Annotated in this window: 19 protein-coding genes; 13 read left to right on the plus strand and 6 right to left on the minus strand. The window is 71.7% G+C overall.

Annotated elements, in window-relative coordinates; genetic code table 11:
• Window positions 1–39: 39 nt before the first annotated feature.
• From rpoZ to ACZ573_RS18055, 4 genes are all read left to right on the plus strand, one after another.
• Window positions 40–312: a DNA-directed RNA polymerase subunit omega gene (gene rpoZ / locus ACZ573_RS18040; RefSeq protein WP_004948662.1), complete on the plus strand. Its 273-nt coding sequence runs from the start codon at window positions 40–42 to the stop codon at window positions 310–312.
• Window positions 313–433: 121 nt separating this feature from the next.
• The gene (coaBC, locus tag ACZ573_RS18045) at window positions 434–1,633 is read left to right on the plus strand and encodes a bifunctional phosphopantothenoylcysteine decarboxylase/phosphopantothenate--cysteine ligase CoaBC (RefSeq protein ID WP_471305141.1); all 1,200 of its coding nucleotides are present in this window, start codon (window positions 434–436) and stop codon (window positions 1,631–1,633) included.
• Window positions 1,634–1,844: 211 nt separating this feature from the next.
• Window positions 1,845–3,053: a methionine adenosyltransferase gene (metK, locus tag ACZ573_RS18050; RefSeq protein WP_030841517.1), complete on the plus strand. Its 1,209-nt coding sequence runs from the start codon at window positions 1,845–1,847 to the stop codon at window positions 3,051–3,053.
• A gap of 264 nt (window positions 3,054–3,317) precedes the next feature.
• Entirely contained in the window at window positions 3,318–5,438 is a 2,121-nt protein-coding gene (locus tag ACZ573_RS18055; protein ID WP_471304894.1) for a primosomal protein N', read from the plus strand.
• Between the two features lie 156 nt (window positions 5,439–5,594).
• Here ACZ573_RS18055 and ACZ573_RS18060 read toward each other — a convergent pair whose 3' ends face one another.
• Window positions 5,595–6,146 (minus strand): hypothetical protein, encoded by a 552-nt coding sequence (locus ACZ573_RS18060; RefSeq protein ID WP_471304897.1) that lies wholly within the window; start codon window positions 6,144–6,146, stop codon window positions 5,595–5,597.
• Between the two features lie 249 nt (window positions 6,147–6,395).
• Here ACZ573_RS18060 and fmt point away from each other — a divergent pair, with 249 nt between their 5' ends.
• The 7 genes from fmt to ACZ573_RS18095 all read left to right on the plus strand — a co-directional run bounded on the left by fmt (window position 6,396) and on the right by ACZ573_RS18095 (window position 13,459).
• On the plus strand, window positions 6,396–7,340 hold the full coding sequence (fmt, locus tag ACZ573_RS18065) for a methionyl-tRNA formyltransferase (protein WP_471304900.1): 945 nt from the start codon (window positions 6,396–6,398) through the stop codon (window positions 7,338–7,340).
• Window positions 7,341–7,488: 148 nt separating this feature from the next.
• Window positions 7,489–8,964 (plus strand): RsmB/NOP family class I SAM-dependent RNA methyltransferase, encoded by a 1,476-nt coding sequence (locus tag ACZ573_RS18070; protein ID WP_471304902.1) that lies wholly within the window; start codon window positions 7,489–7,491, stop codon window positions 8,962–8,964.
• A 1,386-nt stretch (window positions 8,965–10,350) separates the two neighbouring features.
• Window positions 10,351–11,037, plus strand: coding sequence for a ribulose-phosphate 3-epimerase (gene rpe, locus ACZ573_RS18075; RefSeq protein ID WP_030388457.1), 687 nt, complete (start codon window positions 10,351–10,353; stop codon window positions 11,035–11,037).
• A gap of 124 nt (window positions 11,038–11,161) precedes the next feature.
• Complete coding sequence (locus ACZ573_RS18080) at window positions 11,162–12,175, plus strand: sugar-binding transcriptional regulator (protein ID WP_030729529.1); 1,014 nt, start codon at window positions 11,162–11,164, stop codon at window positions 12,173–12,175.
• A 123-nt stretch (window positions 12,176–12,298) separates the two neighbouring features.
• Window positions 12,299–12,520 carry a CarD family transcriptional regulator gene (locus ACZ573_RS18085; protein WP_030012151.1) on the plus strand — a complete coding sequence of 74 codons (222 nt, stop codon included), beginning with the start codon at window positions 12,299–12,301 and terminating at the stop codon, window positions 12,518–12,520.
• A gap of 49 nt (window positions 12,521–12,569) precedes the next feature.
• Window positions 12,570–13,001, plus strand: a complete 432-nt coding sequence (locus tag ACZ573_RS18090) for a guanyl-specific ribonuclease (RefSeq protein WP_471304905.1) — start codon at window positions 12,570–12,572, stop codon at window positions 12,999–13,001.
• Complete coding sequence (locus ACZ573_RS18095; RefSeq protein WP_471304908.1) at window positions 12,998–13,459, plus strand: barstar family protein; 462 nt, start codon at window positions 12,998–13,000, stop codon at window positions 13,457–13,459. Before ACZ573_RS18090 ends, ACZ573_RS18095 begins: the two co-directional genes overlap by 4 nt.
• Window positions 13,460–13,631: 172 nt before the next feature.
• Here the strand turns inward: ACZ573_RS18095 and ACZ573_RS18100 are convergent, their stop codons facing one another.
• The 5 genes from ACZ573_RS18100 to ACZ573_RS18120 form a co-directional block, all read right to left on the minus strand.
• The gene (locus tag ACZ573_RS18100; RefSeq protein ID WP_471304911.1) at window positions 13,632–14,108 is read right to left on the minus strand and encodes a group II truncated hemoglobin; all 477 of its coding nucleotides are present in this window, start codon (window positions 14,106–14,108) and stop codon (window positions 13,632–13,634) included.
• On the minus strand, window positions 14,105–14,434 hold the full coding sequence (locus tag ACZ573_RS18105) for a putative quinol monooxygenase (protein WP_367401549.1): 330 nt from the start codon (window positions 14,432–14,434) through the stop codon (window positions 14,105–14,107). The genes ACZ573_RS18100 and ACZ573_RS18105 overlap by 4 nt, the downstream gene beginning before the upstream one ends.
• A gap of 73 nt (window positions 14,435–14,507) precedes the next feature.
• Complete coding sequence (locus ACZ573_RS18110; RefSeq protein ID WP_471304914.1) at window positions 14,508–15,017, minus strand: hypothetical protein; 510 nt, start codon at window positions 15,015–15,017, stop codon at window positions 14,508–14,510.
• A gap of 55 nt (window positions 15,018–15,072) precedes the next feature.
• Window positions 15,073–16,797 (minus strand): FAD-dependent oxidoreductase, encoded by a 1,725-nt coding sequence (locus ACZ573_RS18115; RefSeq protein ID WP_471304916.1) that lies wholly within the window; start codon window positions 16,795–16,797, stop codon window positions 15,073–15,075.
• The gene (locus ACZ573_RS18120; RefSeq protein ID WP_471305144.1) at window positions 16,794–17,060 is read right to left on the minus strand and encodes a UBP-type zinc finger domain-containing protein; all 267 of its coding nucleotides are present in this window, start codon (window positions 17,058–17,060) and stop codon (window positions 16,794–16,796) included. Before ACZ573_RS18120 ends, ACZ573_RS18115 begins: the two co-directional genes overlap by 4 nt.
• Window positions 17,061–17,378: 318 nt before the next feature.
• Between ACZ573_RS18120 and ACZ573_RS18125 the strand changes: the two genes are divergently transcribed.
• Together ACZ573_RS18125 and ACZ573_RS18130 are read left to right on the plus strand one after the other, a co-directional pair.
• Complete coding sequence (locus ACZ573_RS18125) at window positions 17,379–18,203, plus strand: type 1 glutamine amidotransferase domain-containing protein (protein WP_471304918.1); 825 nt, start codon at window positions 17,379–17,381, stop codon at window positions 18,201–18,203.
• A gap of 42 nt (window positions 18,204–18,245) precedes the next feature.
• The gene (locus ACZ573_RS18130; RefSeq protein WP_471304919.1) at window positions 18,246–19,892 is read left to right on the plus strand and encodes a thiamine pyrophosphate-binding protein; all 1,647 of its coding nucleotides are present in this window, start codon (window positions 18,246–18,248) and stop codon (window positions 19,890–19,892) included.
• Window positions 19,893–19,903 lie beyond the last annotated feature (11 nt).

The raw sequence follows: 19,903 nt of genomic DNA on the forward strand, positions 1-19,903 counted from the left end.
GGACGGCCCAATCTTTCACCCATCTTCGGAAGGTAGAGCGTGTCCTCTTCCATCACTGCGCCCGAGGGCATCATCAACCCGCCGATCGACGAGCTGCTCGAGGCCACTGACTCGAAGTACAGCCTCGTGATCTACGCGGCCAAGCGTGCGCGTCAGATCAACGCGTACTACTCGCAGCTCGGTGAGGGCCTGCTCGAGTACGTCGGCCCGCTGGTGGACACCCACGTCCACGAGAAGCCGCTTTCGATCGCGCTGCGCGAGATCAACGCGGGTCTGCTGACCTCCGAGGCCATCGAGGCCCCGGCCCAGTAAGGCACCAGAAGTCCTTTCATCACAGGCCCGGCAGAACATCTGCCGGGCCTGTGGTGTGTCATGGGTGGGTACGACGACGATCAGAGCCGAACGCGTCGCAGCCGTCGAAGGGAAGTACGTGGTGGACAAGCCGAAGGTCGTACTGGGGGTCAGCGGCGGGATCGCCGCCTACAAGGCGTGCGAGCTGCTGCGCCGGCTGACCGAGTCCGGCCACGACGTGCGGGTGGTGCCCACGGCGGCCTCCCTGAACTTCGTGGGGGAGGCCACCTGGTCCGCCCTCTCCGGCAACCCGGCCTCCACCGAGGTCTGGGAATCCGTCCACGAGGTGCCGCACGTGCGCATCGGGCAGTCCGCCGACCTCGTCGTCGTCGCCCCCGCCACGGCCGACATGCTGGCCAAGGCCGCCCACGGGCTCGCCGACGACCTGCTCACGAACACCCTGCTCACCGCCCGCTGCCCGGTGGTCTTCGCCCCGGCCATGCACACCGAGATGTGGGAGCACCCCGCCACCCAGGAGAACGTGGCGACGCTGCGCCGGCGCGGCGCCCTCGTCATCGAGCCCGCCGTCGGCCGGCTGACCGGCAAGGACACCGGCAAGGGGCGGCTGCCCGACCCCGAGGAGATCTACGAGGTCTGCCGACGTGTGTTGGCCCGCGGGGTGGCCGAGCCCGACCTCACCGGGCGGCATGTGGTGATCAGCGCGGGCGGCACGCGGGAGCCGCTGGACCCGGTCCGCTTCCTCGGCAACCGCTCCTCCGGCAAGCAGGGCTACGCCCTCGCCCGTACCGCCGTCGCCCGCGGCGCCCGGGTCACCCTGGTGTCGGCCAACGCCGCGCTGGCCGACCCGGCCGGCGTGGACGTCGTACGCGTGGGGACGGCCGTGCAGCTGCGGGAGGCCGTGCTCAAGGCGGCCGCGGACGCCGACGCCGTGGTGATGGCCGCGGCCGTGGCCGACTTCCGGCCCGCCGCATACGCCAGCGGAAAGATCAAGAAGAAGGACGGGCAGGAGCCGGCGCCGGTGGCGCTCGTACGGAACCCGGACGTTCTCGCGGAGGTCTCGGCCGATCGTGCCAGGGCCGGTCAGGTGGTCGTCGGATTCGCCGCCGAGACCGACGACGTCCTCGCGAACGGCCGGGCCAAGCTCGCCCGAAAGGGCTGTGATCTTCTCGTCGTGAACGAGGTCGGAGAGGCCCGGACCTTTGGTTCTGAGGAGAATGAAGCGGTCATCCTGGCCTCCGATGGCTCTGAGGTGCACGTGCCCCATGGTCCGAAGGAGGCTCTGGCCGAGGTGATTTGGGACCAGGTGGCCGCCCGGCTCTAGTCGCGACGCGCCTGGGCCGTTTCCCCTTCTCCAGGTCACTTCCGTGCGTAAGAATGGCCGTGCCGCAGGTCACACGGCTCCCATAAGGCGAGACGGTGGTCCAGGAAACGGTGGCGACCGATAAACTGCATCCGGAACGTGATCGGGCGCAGCCCCCGATGTGGTTCCGCCAAATGATCAGCCAGCAGCCGCTGCAACCCCAGGGAGCGTTGTGTCCCGTCGTCTGTTCACCTCGGAGTCCGTCACCGAGGGCCACCCCGACAAGATCGCTGACCAGATCAGCGACACGATCCTCGACGCGCTCCTCACCGAGGACCCGACCTCGCGCGTCGCCGTGGAGACCTTGATCACCACGGGTCTCGTGCACATCGCGGGAGAGGTGACGACGAAGGCCTACGCGCCGATCGCGCAGCTCGTCCGGGACAAGATCCTCGAGATCGGCTACGACTCCTCCAAGAAGGGCTTCGACGGCGCCTCCTGCGGCGTGTCGGTGTCCATCGGCGCCCAGTCCCCGGACATCGCGCAGGGCGTCGACACCGCCTACGAGAAGCGCGTGGAGGGCGACGAGGACGAGCTCGACAAGCAGGGCGCCGGCGACCAGGGCCTGATGTTCGGCTACGCCTGCGACGAGACCCCCGAGCTCATGCCGCTGCCGATCCACATCGCGCACCGGCTGTCCCGCCGCCTCTCCGAGGTCCGCAAGAACGGGACCATCCCGTACCTGCGCCCCGACGGCAAGACCCAGGTCACCATCGAGTACGACGGTGACAAGGCCGTGCGCCTGGACACCGTCGTGGTCTCCTCGCAGCACGCCTCGGACATCGACCTCGACTCGCTGCTCGCTCCCGACATCCGCGAGTTCGTCGTCGAGCACGTCCTGGCCCAGCTCGTCGAGGACGGCATCAAGCTCGACACCGAGGGCTACCGCCTCCTGGTGAACCCGACCGGCCGCTTCGAGATCGGCGGCCCGATGGGCGACGCCGGCCTCACCGGCCGCAAGATCATCATCGACACGTACGGCGGCATGGCCCGCCACGGTGGCGGCGCCTTCTCCGGCAAGGACCCGTCGAAGGTCGACCGCTCCGCCGCCTACGCCATGCGCTGGGTCGCCAAGAACGTGGTCGCCGCCGGTCTCGCCTCGCGCTGCGAGGTGCAGGTCGCGTACGCCATCGGCAAGGCCGAGCCCGTCGGTCTCTTCGTCGAGACCTTCGGCACCGCCAAGGTGGAGGTCCAGAAGATCGAGGACGCGATCGGCGAGGTCTTCGACCTGCGCCCGGCCGCGATCATCCGCGACCTGGACCTGCTCCGCCCGATCTACGCCCAGACCGCCGCCTACGGCCACTTCGGCCGTGAGCTGCCGGACTTCACCTGGGAGCGCACCGACCGCGTGGACGCGCTGCGCACGGCCGCCGGCCTGTAAGCACGCCCCGCCGCACTGCGGACACGTACGGCCCCGGACCCCCACAGGGATGCCAACGGCATCCCCCCACAGGTCCGGGGCCGTATTGCGTTGATCGGCCGTCGGCCAGGTGCCTATGCTCCTCCTGCCCTCCCGGTGCGCGGGGTGACGGCTTCATCTGGAGCCGGGCGCGCGCCCGGCGTTGAAGGACGGTTCCACCCGCCGCCGCCCGCCCTGATCTCGGGAGGGCGCCCACTGTCGGTGGCGTTTGGTAAGAATGCTGCTGTGAGCAGGGACAACGGCGAGAGCGAAACCGAGGCGGGCGGCCCGCCGGAGCAGCTCGCGCTGATCCGGGACATGGTCGCCGAGGCGAAGGCCAAGGCGCCCAAGGCGAAGCCGCGCACCTGGCGCGGGGCCGCCCTCGCCGCCGAGCTGCCCGTCGCCCGGATCCTCGTGAACAAGGGCGTGCTCCACCTCGACCAGCTCTGGGACTACGCCGTCCCCGAGGAACTGTCCGAGGCCGCCCAGCCCGGCGTCCGCGTCCGCGTCCGCTTCGGCGCCGGCTCCCACCACGTGCGCGGCGGCCGCCGCGAGGGCGGCGGCCTCATCGACGGCTTCATCGTCGAGCGCCGCGCCGAGTCCGACTACGACGGCGCACTGGCCGCCCTCGCCCACGTGGTCTCGCCCGAGGTGGTCCTCAGCCCCCGCATGCTCGCCCTCGCCCGGGCCGTCGCCGACCGGTACGCGGGCAGCCTCGCCGACGTGCTCCAGCTCGCCCTGCCCGCGCGGAGCGCCAAGGCCGAGGCCAAGCCCTCACCGGAACCCCTGCCGCCACCCGCCGCCCCCGAGCCCGCCGGCTGGGAGCGATACACCGCCGGCCCCGGCTTCCTGCGCGCCCTCGCCACAGGCGCCGCCCCGCGCGCCGTCTGGACCGCCCTGCCCGGCCCCGGCTGGGCCGACGAACTCGCCCGCGCCATGGCCGCCACCCTCGCCTCCGGGCGCGGGGCCCTCGCCGTGCTCCCCGACGGACGGACCGTCGCCCGTGTCGACGCCGCCCTGACCGCCCTGCTCGGCGAGGGCCGGCACGCGCTGCTGACCGCCGAGTCGGGGCCCGAGAAGCGCTACCGCCAATGGCTGGCGGTCCACCGGGGCTCCGTGCGGGCCGTCATCGGCACCCGGGCCGCGATGTTCGCACCTGTACGGGACCTCGGGCTGGTCGCCGTCTGGGACGACGGCGACTCCAGCCACAGCGACGACAACGCCCCCTTCCCGCACGTCCGGGAGGTACTGGAACTGCGCGCCGTGGGCGACGGCTGCGCCTTCCTCGCGGGCAGTACGAGCTGCACGGTGGAGGCCGCCCAGCTGGTCGAGTCCGGCTGGGCCAGGCCCCTGATCGCCGACCGCGAGACCGTACGGGCCTGCGCGCCCCGGATCCGGACCGTCGGGGACGAGCTGCTCGCCCGCGACGAGGCCGCCCGGGCCGCGCGCCTGCCCAGCCTGGCCTGGGAGACCGTACGGGAAGGGCTGAAGACCGGGCCCGTACTCGTGCAGGTACCGCGGCGGGGCTACGTGCCCCGGCTGGCGTGCGAGCGGTGCCGCACCCCCGCCCGTTGCACGGTCTGCGCGGGACCGCTGGAGGCCCCCGACGAGCGGGACCTGAGGTGCGGGTGGTGCGGGCGGGGCGAGCCGTCCTGGCACTGCGAGGAATGCGGATCCTTCCGGCTGCGGGCCCAGGTGGTCGGCGCGCGGCGCACCGCGGAAGAACTGGGACGCGCCTTCCCGGCCGTGCCCGTACGGACCTCCGGACGTGACCACGTCCTCGACGAGGTGCCGGACCGGCCCGCGCTGGTGGTGTGCACCCCGGGCGCCGAACCGGTGGCGGCGGGCGCCGGATACGCGGCCGCGCTGCTGCTCGACGGCTGGGCCATGCTGACCCGGCCCGACCTGCGGGCCGGCGAGGACGCGCTGCGGCGGTGGATCGCGGCCGCCTCCCTGGTCCGGGGCGACGGCCAGGTCGTGGTGGTCGCCGAGCCGACGCTGCGGCCCGTCCAGGCGCTGGTGCGGTGGGACCCGGTCGGCCATGCCGTACGGGAGCTCGCGGAGCGGTCCCAGCTCGGCTTCCCCCCGGTCTCCCGGATGGCGGCGGTGGCCGGCCGGGGCGAGGCCGTGGAGGCCTTCCTGGCCGGAGCCGGGCTGCCGCCCGACGCGGAGATCCTGGGGCCGGTGCCGCTCCCCGGGCGGCGCGGCGAGCCGTCCCCGGGGGAGCGGGCACTGGTCCGGGTCCCGCCGGGCAGCGGAGCCGCCCTGGCGGCCGCCCTGAAATCGGCGCAGGCGGCCCGGCTGGCCAAGGGGGTACCGGCGGCGGACGCCGTCCGGGTCCGGATCGACCCGCCCGACATCGGCTGACGCGGCCGCGCCGACCCGGTACGTACGAGGCCGTCGCCGAACGCCGAAACCCCCGGTGGGGCGACCCGTACGGTCGTCCCACCGGGGGCGGACTCAGGTGCGGCGAGCCGGTACGGCCGGCCGTCGGGTGTCGGCGTCCCGGCGGCAGGACAGCCCTCAGCCGTTACGCGGACCGGGGAAGGCGGGGGAGCGGGGCGCCTCCGTCAGCCCCCGCCCGGGAACACCCCCGGCGGCGGCCGCCTGGGCCTCCTCGCGCACAGGCTGCGGCGGCATCGAGCGGGCCGCCGGGACGGTCGGCAGCGGCCCCAGGGTCCGGGTGGTCGTCCCCTCGGCCGGCGGCTCCGCGGACTCGGCGGACTGCGCCCGCCGGGCCCCGTAGCGGCGGTGCACGGCCTGCTTGGTGACACCGAGCGCCGAACCGACCGCGTCCCACGAGAAACCGAGCGAGCGGTCGAAGTCCACCGCCGCGGTGACCAGCGTCTCGACGCTGTCCCGCAGCTCCTGCGCGAGGCGGACGGTCGGCGCGGGCGCCCGGCCGTAGACGACGAAGCCGGTGGAGGGACCCGATCGGCGCGGGCGGTACACGTTGCCGAGCTGGGCGGTGAGCGTACGCAGGGCATCCACCTGCCGGCGAACCCGCTCGATGTCCCGTACCAGGAGGTGCAGGCTGGCCCGGGCTTGAGCGTCGTGGGTGGCGTGGTCGGCCATGAAGAAGCCTCTCGAACCGGTGCTGAAGGGCGGATCGGGCCGCAGACACCGTTCACGCGCGGCCCGTTTCGGTCAATCTCTCTTGACAACGCGCCACCCGTCGCCCAGGTCACGCTGTGGGGGCGTGTCGGCATATGCGAAGGGCGCGCGCATGTGCGTACGCCCCCTCAACACCACAGGTGGGCGGCCCGACCCGCGCCCCATAGACTGGTGCGCTGCTGACAGCCGAGATAGCGAGGTAGTCCCCCAGTGAAGCTCGTCTTCGCAGGCACCCCCGAGGTCGCCGTACCCGCCCTGGACGCCCTGATCGCCTCCGGGCGGCACGAGGTCGCCGCCGTCATCACCCGGCCCGACGCACCGGCCGGCCGCGGCCGCCGCCTCGTCGCCAGCCCGGTCGCCGAACGCGCCGAGGAAGCGGGCATCGAGGTGCTCAAGCCCGTCCGCCCCCGCGACCCCGACTTCCAGGCCCGGCTGCGCGAGATCGACCCGGACTGCTGCCCGGTCGTCGCCTACGGCGCACTGATCCCCAAGAGCGCCCTCGACATCCCCCGGCACGGCTGGGTCAACCTGCACTTCTCGCTGCTGCCCGCATGGCGCGGAGCCGCGCCCGTCCAGCAGTCGATCATCGCGGGGGACCAGGTCACCGGCGCCTCCACCTTCCGCATCGAGGAAGGCCTGGACACCGGCCCGGTCTACGGCATCCTCACCGAGGAGATCCGGCCCACCGACACCAGCGGCGACCTGCTCACCCGGCTCGCCTTCGCCGGGTCGGGACTGCTCGCCGCCACCATGGACGGCATCGAGGACGGCACCCTGCGCGCCGTCGAACAGCCCCACGACGGGATCTCCCACGCGCCCAAGATCACCGTGGAGGACGCCCGGATCGACTGGACCGCTCCCGCGATGCGCGCCGACCGCGTGGTGCGCGGCTGCACGCCCGCCCCGGGCGCGTGGACCGTCTTCCGAGGCGAACGCCTCAAGCTGATCTCGCTGGGCCTGGTGCCCGACCGCACGGACCTGGAACCGGGCGAGCTGGCCCCCGCCAAGAACAACGTGTACGCCGGCACCGGCTCGCACGCCGTGGAGCTGCTGTGGGTGCAGCCGCAGGGCAAGAAGCCGATGCGGGCCGCCGACTGGGCGCGCGGGGTGCGGATCGCTCCCGGCGAGCGGCTCGGCGGAGCCGACGTAGGCTGATCGGTGGGGACGGCGCCCGAGCGCGGACGTCCCCACGGATGACGCGCGGTACGCGCACCACGGGCCGGACCGGCTGGACCGGCTGGACCGGCACCACTCGTACCACCTGTAGCACTCGTAGCACTCGTAACCCCGGAGCACCTTTCACGTGAGCGAACAGCCCCGTCAGCCCCGACGCAAGCCTGCCCCCGCAGGCGCGGGCGGCAAGCAGGCCAAGCCCTACCGCCGGCCCCAGAAGGACCCCGTCCGGATGCTGGCCTTCGAGGTGCTCCGGGCGGTGGACGAGCGCGACGCCTACGCCAACCTCGTGCTGCCGCCGCTGCTCAAGAAGGCCCGCCAGGACGAGTCCTTCCAGGCGCGCGACGCGGCACTGGCCACCGAGCTGGTCTACGGGACACTCCGCCGCCAGGGCACCTACGACGCCGTCATCAAGGCGTGCATCGACCGCCCGCTGCGCGAGGTCGACCCGCCGGTGCTGGACGTGCTCTCGCTCGGCGCCCACCAGCTGCTCGGCACCCGCATCCCCACGCACGCGGCGGTCTCGGCGAGCGTGGAACTGGCCCGGGTGGTGCTTGGGGACGGACGCGCAAAGTTCGTGAACGCCGTCCTGCGGAAGATCGCCGCGCACGACCTGGACGGCTGGCTGGAGCGCGTCGCCCCGCCCTACGAGGACGACGCCGAGGAACACCTCGCCGTGTACCACTCGCACCCCAGGTGGGTCGTCAGCGCCCTGTGGGACTCGCTGGGCGGCGGGCGCGCGGGCATCGAGGACCTGCTGGAGGCCGACAACGAACGGCCCGAGGTGACCCTGGTGGCCCGCCCGGGCCGGTCCACGCCGGAGGAACTGCTGGAGGCCGTCGGCGAGGACTCGGCACTCCCGGGCCGCTGGTCGCCGTACGCCGTCCGGATGGCCGAGGGCGGCGAACCGGGCGCGCTGGAGGCGGTCCGCGACGGCCGCGCCGGCGTGCAGGACGAGGGCAGCCAGCTGGTGGCCATGGCCCTCGCGGCCGCACCGGTCGAGGGCCGCGACGAGCGGTGGCTCGACGGCTGTGCGGGCCCGGGCGGCAAGGCGGCGCTGCTCGCGGCGCTCGCGGCGCAGCGCGGGGCGTTCCTGCTGGCCTCCGAGAAGCAGCCGCACCGGGCCCGGCTCGTGGAGCGCTCGCTCGCGGGCAACCCCGGCCCGTACCAGGTCATCGCGGCCGACGGCACCCGCCCGGCCTGGCTGCCGGGCTCCTTCGACCGCGTCCTGATGGACGTCCCCTGCTCGGGCCTGGGCGCGCTGCGCCGCCGCCCGGAGGCCCGCTGGCGCCGCCGCCCGGAGGACCTGGAGGGCTTCGCGCCGCTCCAGCGCGGGCTGCTGCGCGAGGCGCTCTCGGCGGTGCGGGTGGGCGGCATCGTCGGCTACGCGACGTGCTCGCCGCACCTGGCGGAGACCCGGGTCGTCGTGGACGACGTCCTGAAGGGCCGCGGCGCGGGCCAGTCCCCGGTGTCCGCGGAACTGATCGACGCACGCCCCTTCATGTCGGGCGTCCCGGCCCTGGGCGACGGCCCGGACGTCCAGCTGTGGCCCCACCTGCACGGCACGGACGCGATGTACCTGGCGCTGCTGAGGCGGACGGCGTAGCCGGGCGGGGTACCGGGTACCGGGTGGGGCGGGCGGGGGCTTCGGTAGTCGGGAGCCTCTCGATCGGTATCAGGGATGTGTATGGGGGTTTCCCGTCAGTCCCATCGTCCCTCCGTGTCGGGCCGGTCCCTCAAGGGCGCTCCTACGTCGCGTCGCTTCGCGATGTCGCTGCGCTCCACCCTTGACCGACCGACCCGCCCCGGAGAAACGAAAGACTGCCGGGAAGCCCCCAAAGGAACGGGCCGGCCGACACTTTCAGGGACGGGGCGGCCAGAGATGCGCGGGGAGATCTCGGCCGGCACGACCGAGAGGCGGGGCCCATGACAGCCACCTGCCGTGTCGGTGGAAGCGCGTCCAATCGCTACGCGCTCCTCGTCTCTCGGCGTCTCCACACCGTCCTGGGCTGGACATAGGCCGCCCACGACCTCAGCTGTTTCCCACCCACGGCGTCCGGCGACCGTCTATGGCTGTTCATAAGCCGCCCAAGGGATCGGTGCGGCGCTCGACATGCGTCCGGCGGTCGGCCATCGGCCGCCCTCGACCCTTGGGCGCTTCTCGCGGAAGGCGTCCGACGGCTGACCGGGGCGGAAAGGCATGGGACTGCGGCTATTTCGTCGTGGATGCGGGTCAGCGCTGGTGGGCGGCCCAAGAGGTCGACAGATTGCCCCGATTGCCCCTGTTTGGACGCGAGCCTGTGGAGTGATGCTTGCGCTGACCCGGCTCCACGACGGGATAGCCGAGCTTTCAGCCTTCCGCCCCTCCCGGCGGCTCTCATCAGCGAGTGACGGGCGCCCGTCGCGGTCATGGAGAAGCCCGTAGCGGTCCGAGGCGGCCTACGGCCGGCCACAGGCGGTCGTCGGTCGCATATCGAGCGTGGGACCAGGGTCGTGGGCGGCCTATGTCCAGCCAGGGGCGGTCGTCGGACGCTGAGAGATGAGGGGCGCGTAGCGATTGGACGCGCTTCCACCGACACGGGCCCTGGTCTGTGATGGGCCCCGTCTCTCGGCCGTGCTCACCGGGACGCCCCGCGCATCACTGATCGCCCCGTCCTGATCCTTGAGTGCCCGGCCCATTCCTTTGGGGGTTTCCCGGCAGTCTTTCGTTTCTCCGGGGCGGGTCGGTCGGTCAAGGGTGGCCGAAGGCCATCGCGAAGCGACGCGACGAAGGAGCGCCCTTGAGGGACCGGCCCGACACGGAGGGACGATGGGACTGACGGGAAACCCCCATACACATCCCTGATTCCGCCCGGCCGGATCCCGTCCCCCGGAGCCCCCGACGCACCACCCAGTCCCGGCTGTACCGCGGCCGGGGGCGCCGTCCAGTCCCGCGTGGGGCGACTTGCGGGGTCGTGGCCGGAACCCGGTGGGGGCATGGCAGGCTTGGGGCATGGCCGCTCAGATTTATCCCAGCATCCTGTCCGCCGACTTCGCCCGACTCGCCGAGGAGGCGAAGGCCGTCGAGGGGGCCGACTGGCTGCATGTCGATGTCATGGACAACCACTTCGTCCCGAACCTGACCCTCGGTATGCCGATCGTGGAATCCCTGAGCAGGGCCACCGACATCCCGCTGGATCTCCACCTGATGATCGAGAACCCGGACCGCTGGGCCCCCCAGTACGTGGAGGCCGGCGCGGGCTCGGTCACCTTCCACGCCGAGGCCGCCGCCGCGCCCGTGCGGCTCGCGCGGGAGATCCGGGCCAAGGGGGCGCGCGCCTCGATGGCGCTCAAGCCCGCGACGCCGATCGAACAGTACGAGGACATCCTTCCCGAGCTCGACATGCTGCTGATCATGACGGTCGAGCCCGGCTTCGGCGGCCAGCCCTTTCTCGACATCATGCTCCCGAAGATCCGCCGTACCCGGGAGCTGATCGCCAAGCACGGTCTGGAGCTGTGGCTCCAGGTCGACGGCGGGGTCTCCGCCTCGACCATCGAACGCTGTGCCGAGGCCGGCGCGGACGTCTTCGTGGCGGGCAGCGCGGTCTACGGAGCGGTCGATCCCGCCGCCGCCGTGCGCACGCTGCGTGAGCAGGCGGGTGCGGCGATCGCAGCCGCGCCGTGGGCTTGCGACCACTGAACCAAGGGTTGATGAACAGCTCGGTGAACGGGAGCTGTCCAGGCTGATCAACGGCCGTCGGATCTGACAGGATGAACGGCGAGTCGAGAGTGTGAACAGCAGTGAGGAGAACGCGGTGTCTGCAATGTCGGCGGGACGGTCAGCCCTGCGGATGGGACCCGCGGAGCTGGTGCAGGCGGCGGCCATGGCGCGCCGCTTCTACCTCGAGGGCAAGTCCAAGATCCAGATCGCCGAGGAGTTCGGCGTGAGCCGCTTCAAGGTGGCCCGGGTCCTGGAGACCGCCCTCGAACGTGACCTCGTACGGATCGAGATCCGGGTACCGGCCGAGCTCGATGCCGAGCGGTCGGACGCGCTCAGGGCCCGGTACGGGCTCCGGCACGCCGTCGTCGTGGAGTCGCCGGCCGACGCCACCGAGGACGCGCCCGACCCGGAGAACCTGGGCGCGGTCGCCGCCGATCTGCTGGGCGAGCTCGTCAACGAAGGCGACGTACTGGGCCTGGCGTGGGGGCGGTCGACCATTCACATGGCCGCCTCCCTGCACCGGCTGCCCCAGTGCACCGTGGTGCAGCTGACCGGCGTGTACGACGCGGGGACGGCCGAGCGCGGTTCGGTCGAGGCCGTACGCCGGGCCGCCCAGGTCTCGGGCGGTGACGCGCACCCGATCTACGCGCCGATGCTGCTGCCCGATCCCGCGACCGCGGCCGCGCTGCGCAGCCAGACGGGGATCGCGCGCGCCTTCGAGTACTTCGACAAGGTGACGGTCGCGGCCGTGTCGATCGGCTCGTGGGAGCCGGGCATCTCGACGGTGCACGACATGCTGACCGACGAGGAGCGGGAGCACTACGCCTCGCTGGGTGTGGCGGCCGAGATGTCCGCGCACCTGTTCGACTCCGAGGGGCGTCGTGTGGGCCGGGACCTCGGCGAGCGGTGCATCACCGTGGAGGCGGACCGGCTGCGGCGGATTCCCGAGGTCGTGGCGATCGCGGGCGGGCTGCGCAAGGCCTCCGCGATCGGGGCGGTGCTGAGGTCGGGGCTGGTGACCAGTCTCGTCACCGACACGGCGGTCGCCGACTACCTCCTCACCGAGTCGGCCCCAGGACTGCGGCCGGCGTTGGACCGGGCCGACCCGGACGACTGATGCGGTCTGACCGGGCATGACGGGCCGTGGCGGCCGCCGCTGCCGCCGTCGGTGCGGATGGTGCTGGAATTGAGATCCGAACGGCGGACCGCGCGGCGGCCTGCGGGGCGCATACTGGTTCCAATGACAAAGTCAGCAGTACCTCGCCGCCATTTGCCGTCCAGCCCGTTCAAGGCCCCCGTGGAGCAGCCCATCCGGCAGTTCAACGTCGGCGACCGGGTTACCCACGACGAGCACGGCCTCGGCCGTGTCGTCGGAATCGAGGAGGGGATCGCCGTACTCGTCGACTTCGGTTCGGTTCAGAAGCGAATCCTGAGTCCCTACACCAAGATGGCCGCGCTCTGAGGCCACCGGGCGATTCGCGAGCGAATCGGATATTTGGCACGATCGGTGCATGATCTTTCGGAACGTGCCCCGATCGTTGCTGCGTTTGCTGGGGGGCTTGTTCCTTTGTGCCGCGCTGGTCGGTGCGGTGGGTTGTGGCGGGTCGAAACCCGTACCTGCCGCCGCCAGTGCGAGTGCCTCCGCCGTCCCGGAGTGGGCGAAGGGGATGGCCACCGTACGGGCCGACGGGCTGCCGCAGCAGGCCCGTGACGTGCTCGCGCTGATCGACAAGGGCGGGCCGTACCCCTACCGGCAGGACGGCACGGTCTTCGGGAACTTCGAGAAGGTCCTGCCCCAGCAGAAACGTGGCTACTACCACGAGTACACCGTGCGGACGCCGGGAGAGCGTGATCGCGGAGCCCGGCGGATCGTGACGGGTGAGGGTGGGGAGTTCTTCTACACGGACGACCACTACGACACCTTCAAGGCGGTTCTCCGATGAGCCTGGACCCGCAGCCGCTCGCCCCGGCGCTCGAAGCCGCCGAAGCTGCGGGCTGGACGACCGTACGCCTGGACCTGGGCGGGGTGCGGGACAAGGCCGAGCTGATGCGGCGGTGCGGGGATGCCTTGCGGCTGCCGGAGTGGGTCGGCGGGAACTGGGACGCCTTGGCCGACGCGCTGCGGGACCTGTCGTGGCTGCCGTCGCCTCCCGGCGGGGGGCGGCTGTTGGCCGTCACCTCTTGGCGTGGGTATGCCGATGCCCGGCCGGGCGAGTGGGAGACGCTGGTCGAGGTGCTGGAGGAGGCCGTGGATTTCTGGCGGGAGCCGGAGCCGGAGCCTGGAGGTGGGCCGGGGCTGGTGGTGGTGCTGGCCCAAGCCGAAGCCGAAGCCGAGGCGGGGCCCGGGCCGGTTGACGGGGCTCCGCCCCGGACCCCGCGCCTCAAACGCCGGCGAGGCTGAAAGAGCGCCTCAAGCGCCGGCGGGGCTGAAGGAGCGCCTCAAGCGCCGGCGGGGCTGAAGGAGCGCCTCAAGCGCCGGCGGGGCTGGGGTGGTGCCGGCGGGGCTGAAAGGGTGCCGGCGGGGCCGGGTGTAGCTGGTTGAGGGGGCAAGCCCGAGGCCTGCCCCCATTGGCTCAGTCCTTCGGGGGGTTCGGGATCCAGGGTGGGGTTTGGCCCCAGGACCAGACCGGGATCTTGGCCGCGTCGACCGGGGGTGGGTTGGGGCCCGAGTAGATCAGGGCCATGCGGGTGCCCCACTCGATGTAGTAGGCGAACACCCCCCGGAACTCCGGGTCCGTCGGGAGGCCGACCTCGTCGGCCGTGTCCATCAGCAGGTCCACCCAGCGGCGGCGCTGCTGCTCGGTGATCGCCCGGCCCAGGTGCTTGGTGGCCATGTGCTGGTGGCCGCCGTGGTGGGCGGTGTAGTCCGCGGGGCCGCCGAAGACCTCCGACAGCCAGACCGCGACGTGCTGCGGGTGTTCCGAGTCCATGCCGGCGAAGACCGGGGCCAGGATCTCGTCCTGCAGGGCGTGGGTGTAGAAGGCGTCCGTGAGGCGGTTCATCGCCTCCGCTCCGCCCATCCACTCGTAGATGGTGGGTGTGGTGCTCATCGCTGTCCGGCGGCCTTTCCCGTGCCGACGACGCCCGTCACGAGGTAGTGCTGCATCTCCTCGATGGCCGTCACGTACGGACGGATCGCGTTGAAGAAGGCCGGGAAGTGCTCGCCCTTGCGGAACCCGCCCAGGTGGTCCTCGATCGAGGTCCAGCGGATCCGGAGGATGTAGCGCTCCTTCTCCTCGTCGCAGCGGGCCAGCTCGTAGTCGATGCACTCGGGCGAGGCCGCCAGGGACTCGGCGGCCCGGGCGTACGCGTCCTCGAAGGCCGACTGGTCGTCCAATGCGATCCGGTAGCGGATGTATTCGACGGTGGTGGTCATGGGTGCGTGCCTCTCCCTGGGTGTAGGTCGTCGCCAGCCTTACGCGATCACGCGCCGCCGTGGGGCGGATTCGTCATTCGGACTCGGACTTCATGGAGTCGGTGGGTTCTGAGACGTCGGGGCCCTGGGCGCGGACCCGCTGGACCTTGTCCAGGGAGTCGCGCAGCTCGGTCAGCCACTCGTCCGTGTTGCGGCCGACGAGCCGGACGCACCAGGCGAGGGCGTCGGCCCGGCTGCGGGCCACGCCGCCGGCGACCAGGGTGTCGAGGACCTGGCGTTCGGACTGGCGCAGGCGGGTCATCACCGGGACGGCGAGGTGGGTGAACAGGGTCGTCTCCTCACCCACCCGCACGCCCCAGGCCACCTTCCGGCGGTAGAGCTCTTCGGCCTCGCGGGCCACTTCGATGCGCTGTTCGCGGGTGCGTTCGCGGAACTCCTTGACCGATTCGGTCGCCGGTATGACGCCGACGACCGTGATCTCCTCGCGGTCGAGGATGACCGAGTCCAGGGACTCGTAGACGTCGACCGGCAGGCGCTCGGCGAACCACGCGCGGAGCTGTTCGCTCTGTTCGGCTGTAATCATGTAATCAACGTTGCATCCGTTGTGACCTTGATCGCAAGGCTCTCGGCGTTCGCTCTCAGCCCATCGAGCGATAGCGGTGGATCAGCGAGACGGCCATCGCGCCCTCGCCGACCCCCGAGGCGACCCGTTTCACCGAGTGGGCGCGGACGTCGCCCGCCGCGAAGACCCCGGGGACGCTCGTCTCCAGGGGGTACGGGGCGCGCTCCAGGCTCCACTCGGCCGGGAGCTCGCCGCCGTTCGAGATCAGGTCCGAGCCGGTGAGGACGAAGCCGTACTCGTCGCGCTCGACGACGCCCGTGAGCCAGTCGGTGTGCGGGCGGGCGCCGATGAAGGTGAACATGAAGCGAGCCGGGATCTCGGTGTCCTCGCCCGTGTCCGCGTCGTGGAGGGTGAGGCGTTCGAGGTGTTCTTCGCCGTCGAGGCGGACCACCGTCGTACGCACCTTCACCTCGATGTTCGGGGTGCGGTCGATCTCGTCGATCAGGTAGCGGGACATGCTCGCGTCCAGGGAGGCCGCGCGGACCAGGATCGTCACCCGGGCTGCGTACTTGGCGAAGTGCACCGCCGCCTGGCCCGCGGAATTGGCCCCGCCGACGATGAACACGTGCTGCGAGATGCAGGCCGAGCTCTCGGTGGTGGCCGCGCCGTAGTAGAGGCCGGCTCCCTCGAAGCGGTCCGCGCCGGGGGCGTCGAGGCGGTTGTACGAGACCCCGGTGGCCAGCAGCACCGTCTCGGCGGAGATCTCCGTGCCGTCCGCCAGGGTCAGGATCTTGGCCGGGTCGTCCCGGGTCAGCGAGACCACCTCCACGGGGTGCAGGATCTCGGCGCCGAACCGGGAGGCCTGGATGGTGGCCCGGCGGGTCAGGTCGCCGCCCGAGAGGCCCGAGGGGAAGCCGAGGTAGTTCTCGATCAGGCTGGAGGTGCCCGCCTGGCCGCCCGGGGCCCGGGAGTCCAGCATGAGGGTGGACAGGCCCTCCGAGGCCGAGTAGACGCCCGCCGCCAGGCCCGCCGGGCCCGCGCCGACGATGACGCACTCGTAGTGCGGGCGGGAGGCGGTGGTGGCCAGGCCCAGACGCTGGGCGAGCTGGGTGTCGGTCGGGGCCGAGAGGACCGACCCGTCGGGGAAGCGGACGAGGGGGAGCGCCCCGTCGGGCTGGGCGGCGATCAGGGTCAGCGCCTCGGGGTCCCGCTCGACGTTGAGGAAGCGGAACGGCTGGCCGTTGCGGGTGAAGAAGTCCCGTACGGCGTGGGTGCCGGGGGAGACGAGGTGACCGGCGACGATGATCCCGTCGTACGCCGGCCGGTAGGTGGCCAGCCAGTCCGACAGCAGGTCGTCCAGGACCGGGAAGAGCCGCTCGTGCGGTGGGTCCCAGGGCTTGAGCAGGTAGTAGTCCAGCCGGACCCGGTTGATGGCGGTGATCGCGGCGTCGGTCTCCGCGTAGGCCGTCAGCAGGACGCGGCGGGCGTCCGGGAAGCGGCTGACCGCCTCCAGCAGGAACTCGACGCCGGTCACGTCCGGCATGCGCTGGTCCACGAGGAACAGCGCCGGGTCGTGGCCGCGTTCGTCGAGGGAGTCCAGGATCTTCAGGGCGTCGGCCGCCGAGGAGGCGCCGAGCACCCGGTAGCGGTCACCGTAGGCGCTGCGCAGGTCGCGGCGGACGGCGCGCAGCACCTGCGGGTCGTCGTCCACGGCGAGGATGACCGGCTTCTTGTGCTCGGCGCGTTCGGCGGCCGTGGCGGCCGAGGTGGTGGCGGCGGAACTCTCCTGGGCCGCGCTCATGCCGGGTCCAGCATCAGCTGGTCGGCGTAGCACCAGGCCCAGTCCTCGCCGGGCTCGTGGGAGGCCGCGATGGGGTGCTCGGTGGTCCGGTAGTGCCGGGTGGCGTGACGGTTCCTCGACGAGTCGCAGCATCCGACGTGCCCGCAGCTGAGGCACATCCGCAGGTGCACCCAGGTGTCGCCGGCGATGAGGCACTCCTCGCAGCCCACGGCCGTGGGTTTCACCGGACGTATCTGATCGATGTGTGTGCACAACAGGTCCATCGTCATCGTCCCCGTCCCTCTCCTCGTGCTCTTGCCCGTGCTGTCGCCCGCGCTGTCGCCCGTTCATCGAATCGGCTCGTACGCCCGTGATTCACGGCGCGTCCAGACGATAGGGCGGAGCCACGGGAATGGTTCATCGATTCGGCCGAAGTCAGGTAGTCCTGAAGCTACTTCATGACGTCTGCGGACGACTTCCTGAGGTGCCGCCGCGACCTGGCCCGCTACCTCACGAAGTCGCATACCAGCGCTTTGACGAAGCCCCTGGGCGCGGCCAGTGTGGGGGACGCCAACGACAACAGGCGGCGCCTGGAGGAATACGTGAGCAGAAAGATTCTGGTCATTGTCTCCGAACACGGTTACTGGGCCGAGGAACTGATAGGCCCCGTATCGAAGTTCGACGAGCGGGGCTACGAGGTCATATTCGCCACGCCGACCGGAAAGCGTGCACACGCTCTTCCGCCGAGCCTCGACGCGAACTACATCGATCCCCCGCTGGGACGCTCGGTGACTACCGAGGAGAACGCCCGGCTGGGGCGGGAGTTCGAGCAGTCGAGCCGGCTGGACTCGCCGCTCGACATCGAGGCGTGGGTCCCCGAGCGTCCGTACACGAGCGACGAGGGCTATCTGCCCAAGCTGGAGCAGTACCACCGCGATCTCGACAAACTCGACGCCGACATCGCCGGATACGACGCGATCCTCATCGTCGGCGGCAGCGGCCCGATCGTCGACCTCGCCAACAACGAGCGCGTGCACGCCCTGATCCTGGCCTTCCGGAAGGCCGGCAAGGTCGTCGCCGCCGAGTGCTACGGCGTCGCCTGCCTGGCCTTCGCCCGGGACTGGGGCGACCGCAGGAGCATCATCTGGGGCAAGCACGTGACCGGCCACTGCAAGGAGTACGACTACAAGGACGGCACCGGATTCCTCGGTACCGACTTCAACATGGGACCGCCGCCGTATCCGCTGGAATACATCCTGCGCGACGCGACGGGCCCGCGCGGCGCGTACCACGGGAACTTCGGAAAGCCGGTGTCGGTCATCGTCGATTTCCCCTTCGTCACCGGACGTTCCACCCCCGACTCATATCTCACGGGTCAGAAGATCGTGGAAGTCCTGGAGGACGGTCTCACCCGATACGGCTGGTGATCCCGGAGGCCGCAGGGAAATCGGAGAGTTGAGGGGGAAGTCATGGAAGCCACTCCCGGACGGGAAAGGCTGATCGAGCAGTTCAAGGCCGACGGCCTGAATGTGATGTTCGGAAATCCGGGGACGGTGGAACAGGGATTCCTCGACGCGGTGGACGCCGCGGAGGACTTCCACTACATCCTCGCCCTCCAGGAGACCGTGGCCGCCGGCATCGCCGACGGGTACGCCCGGGCGACCGGCGGCGCGGCCCTGCTCCAGCTGCACTCCGGCGTCGGCCTGGGCAACGGCATCGGCATGCTCTACCAGTCGCTGCGCGGCCACACCCCGCTCGTCGTGGTCGCCGGCGACGCAGGGGTGCGCTACGACGCCATGGACGCGCAGATGGCCTCCGACCTGGTGGCCATGGCCAAGCCGGTGACCAAGTACGCGACCCGGGTCACCGACCGGCACTCGGTCCTGCGCACCATCCGGCGGGCCGTGAAGATCGCGCTCACCCCGCCCCGCGGGCCCGTGTTCGTGGCGCTGCCCATGGACGTGCTGGACGAGCTGAACTCCGAGCCCGTTCTGCCCTCCACCCAGGTGCTCACCGACGTGTCGCCCTCGCCGGCCTCGGTGGGGCGGGCGGCCGAGCTGCTCGCCTCCGCCGAGCGGCCGGTCGTCCTGGTCGGGGACGGGGTCGCGCTCTCCGGGGCGCAGAACGAGCTCGTCGCCGTCGCCGAGCTGCTGGGCGCCGACGTGTACGAGGTCGACTCGTCCGAGGTGAACATCGCGGCCTCGCACCCGCTGCGGCGGGGCCAGACCGGGCACATGTTCGGCCCGCACAGCAAGGAGCTCGTCGGGGACGCCGACGGGGTACTCATCGTCGGCACCTACGTCTTCCCGGAGGTCTTCCCCGAACTGGAGAGCCCCTTCCGGGCGGGCGCCAAGGTCGTCCACATCGACCTCAACGCCTACGAGATCGCCAAGAACCACCCGGTGGACCTGGGCCTGGCCGCGGATCCCAAGCAGGCGCTGCGCGCGCTGGCCGGCGTACTGGAGCGGATCCTCGGCCCGCAGCGGCGGGCCGCGGCGGCCGCGCGCCTCGACGTACGGACCCGCGAGCGGGTCCGCGAGGTGCGGGAGGCGCGGTCGGCCACGGACGACGGCACGCCGATGGCCGTCTTCCTGAAGACCCTGGCCGAGCGCACCGGCGGGGACCTGATCGTCTTCGACGAGGCACTGACCACCTCGCCGCTGGTCACCCGGTACCTGCCGGCGGAGCGCCCCGGCGACTACCACCTCACCCGGGGCGGCTCGCTCGGCGTGGGCTTCCCGGGCGCGGTCGGGGCCAAACTGGCCCGGCCGGAGCGGCTGGTGGTCGGCTTCGCGGGCGACGGCGGGTCCATGTACACGTACCAGGCGCTGTGGACGGCGGCCCGGCACGGCATCGACGCCAAGTTCGTGGTGTGCAACAACCGCAAGTACCGGCTGCTGGACGACAACATCGCCCAGTACTGGCGGGAGCGGGACATCCCGGAGCACGGCTTCCCGGGCTCCTTCGACCTCTCCCACCCCGAGATCGACTTCGCCGGGCTGGCCCGGTCGCTCGGCGCCGGCGGGATGCGCGTGGAGAAGCCGGACGAGGCGGTCGCCGCCGTGGGCCGGATGCTGTCCCACCCCGGACCGTTCCTCGTGGACGTCCAGATCTGACCAGAGCACTC

This window comes from Streptomyces sp. NPDC040545, from assembly GCF_055595065.1.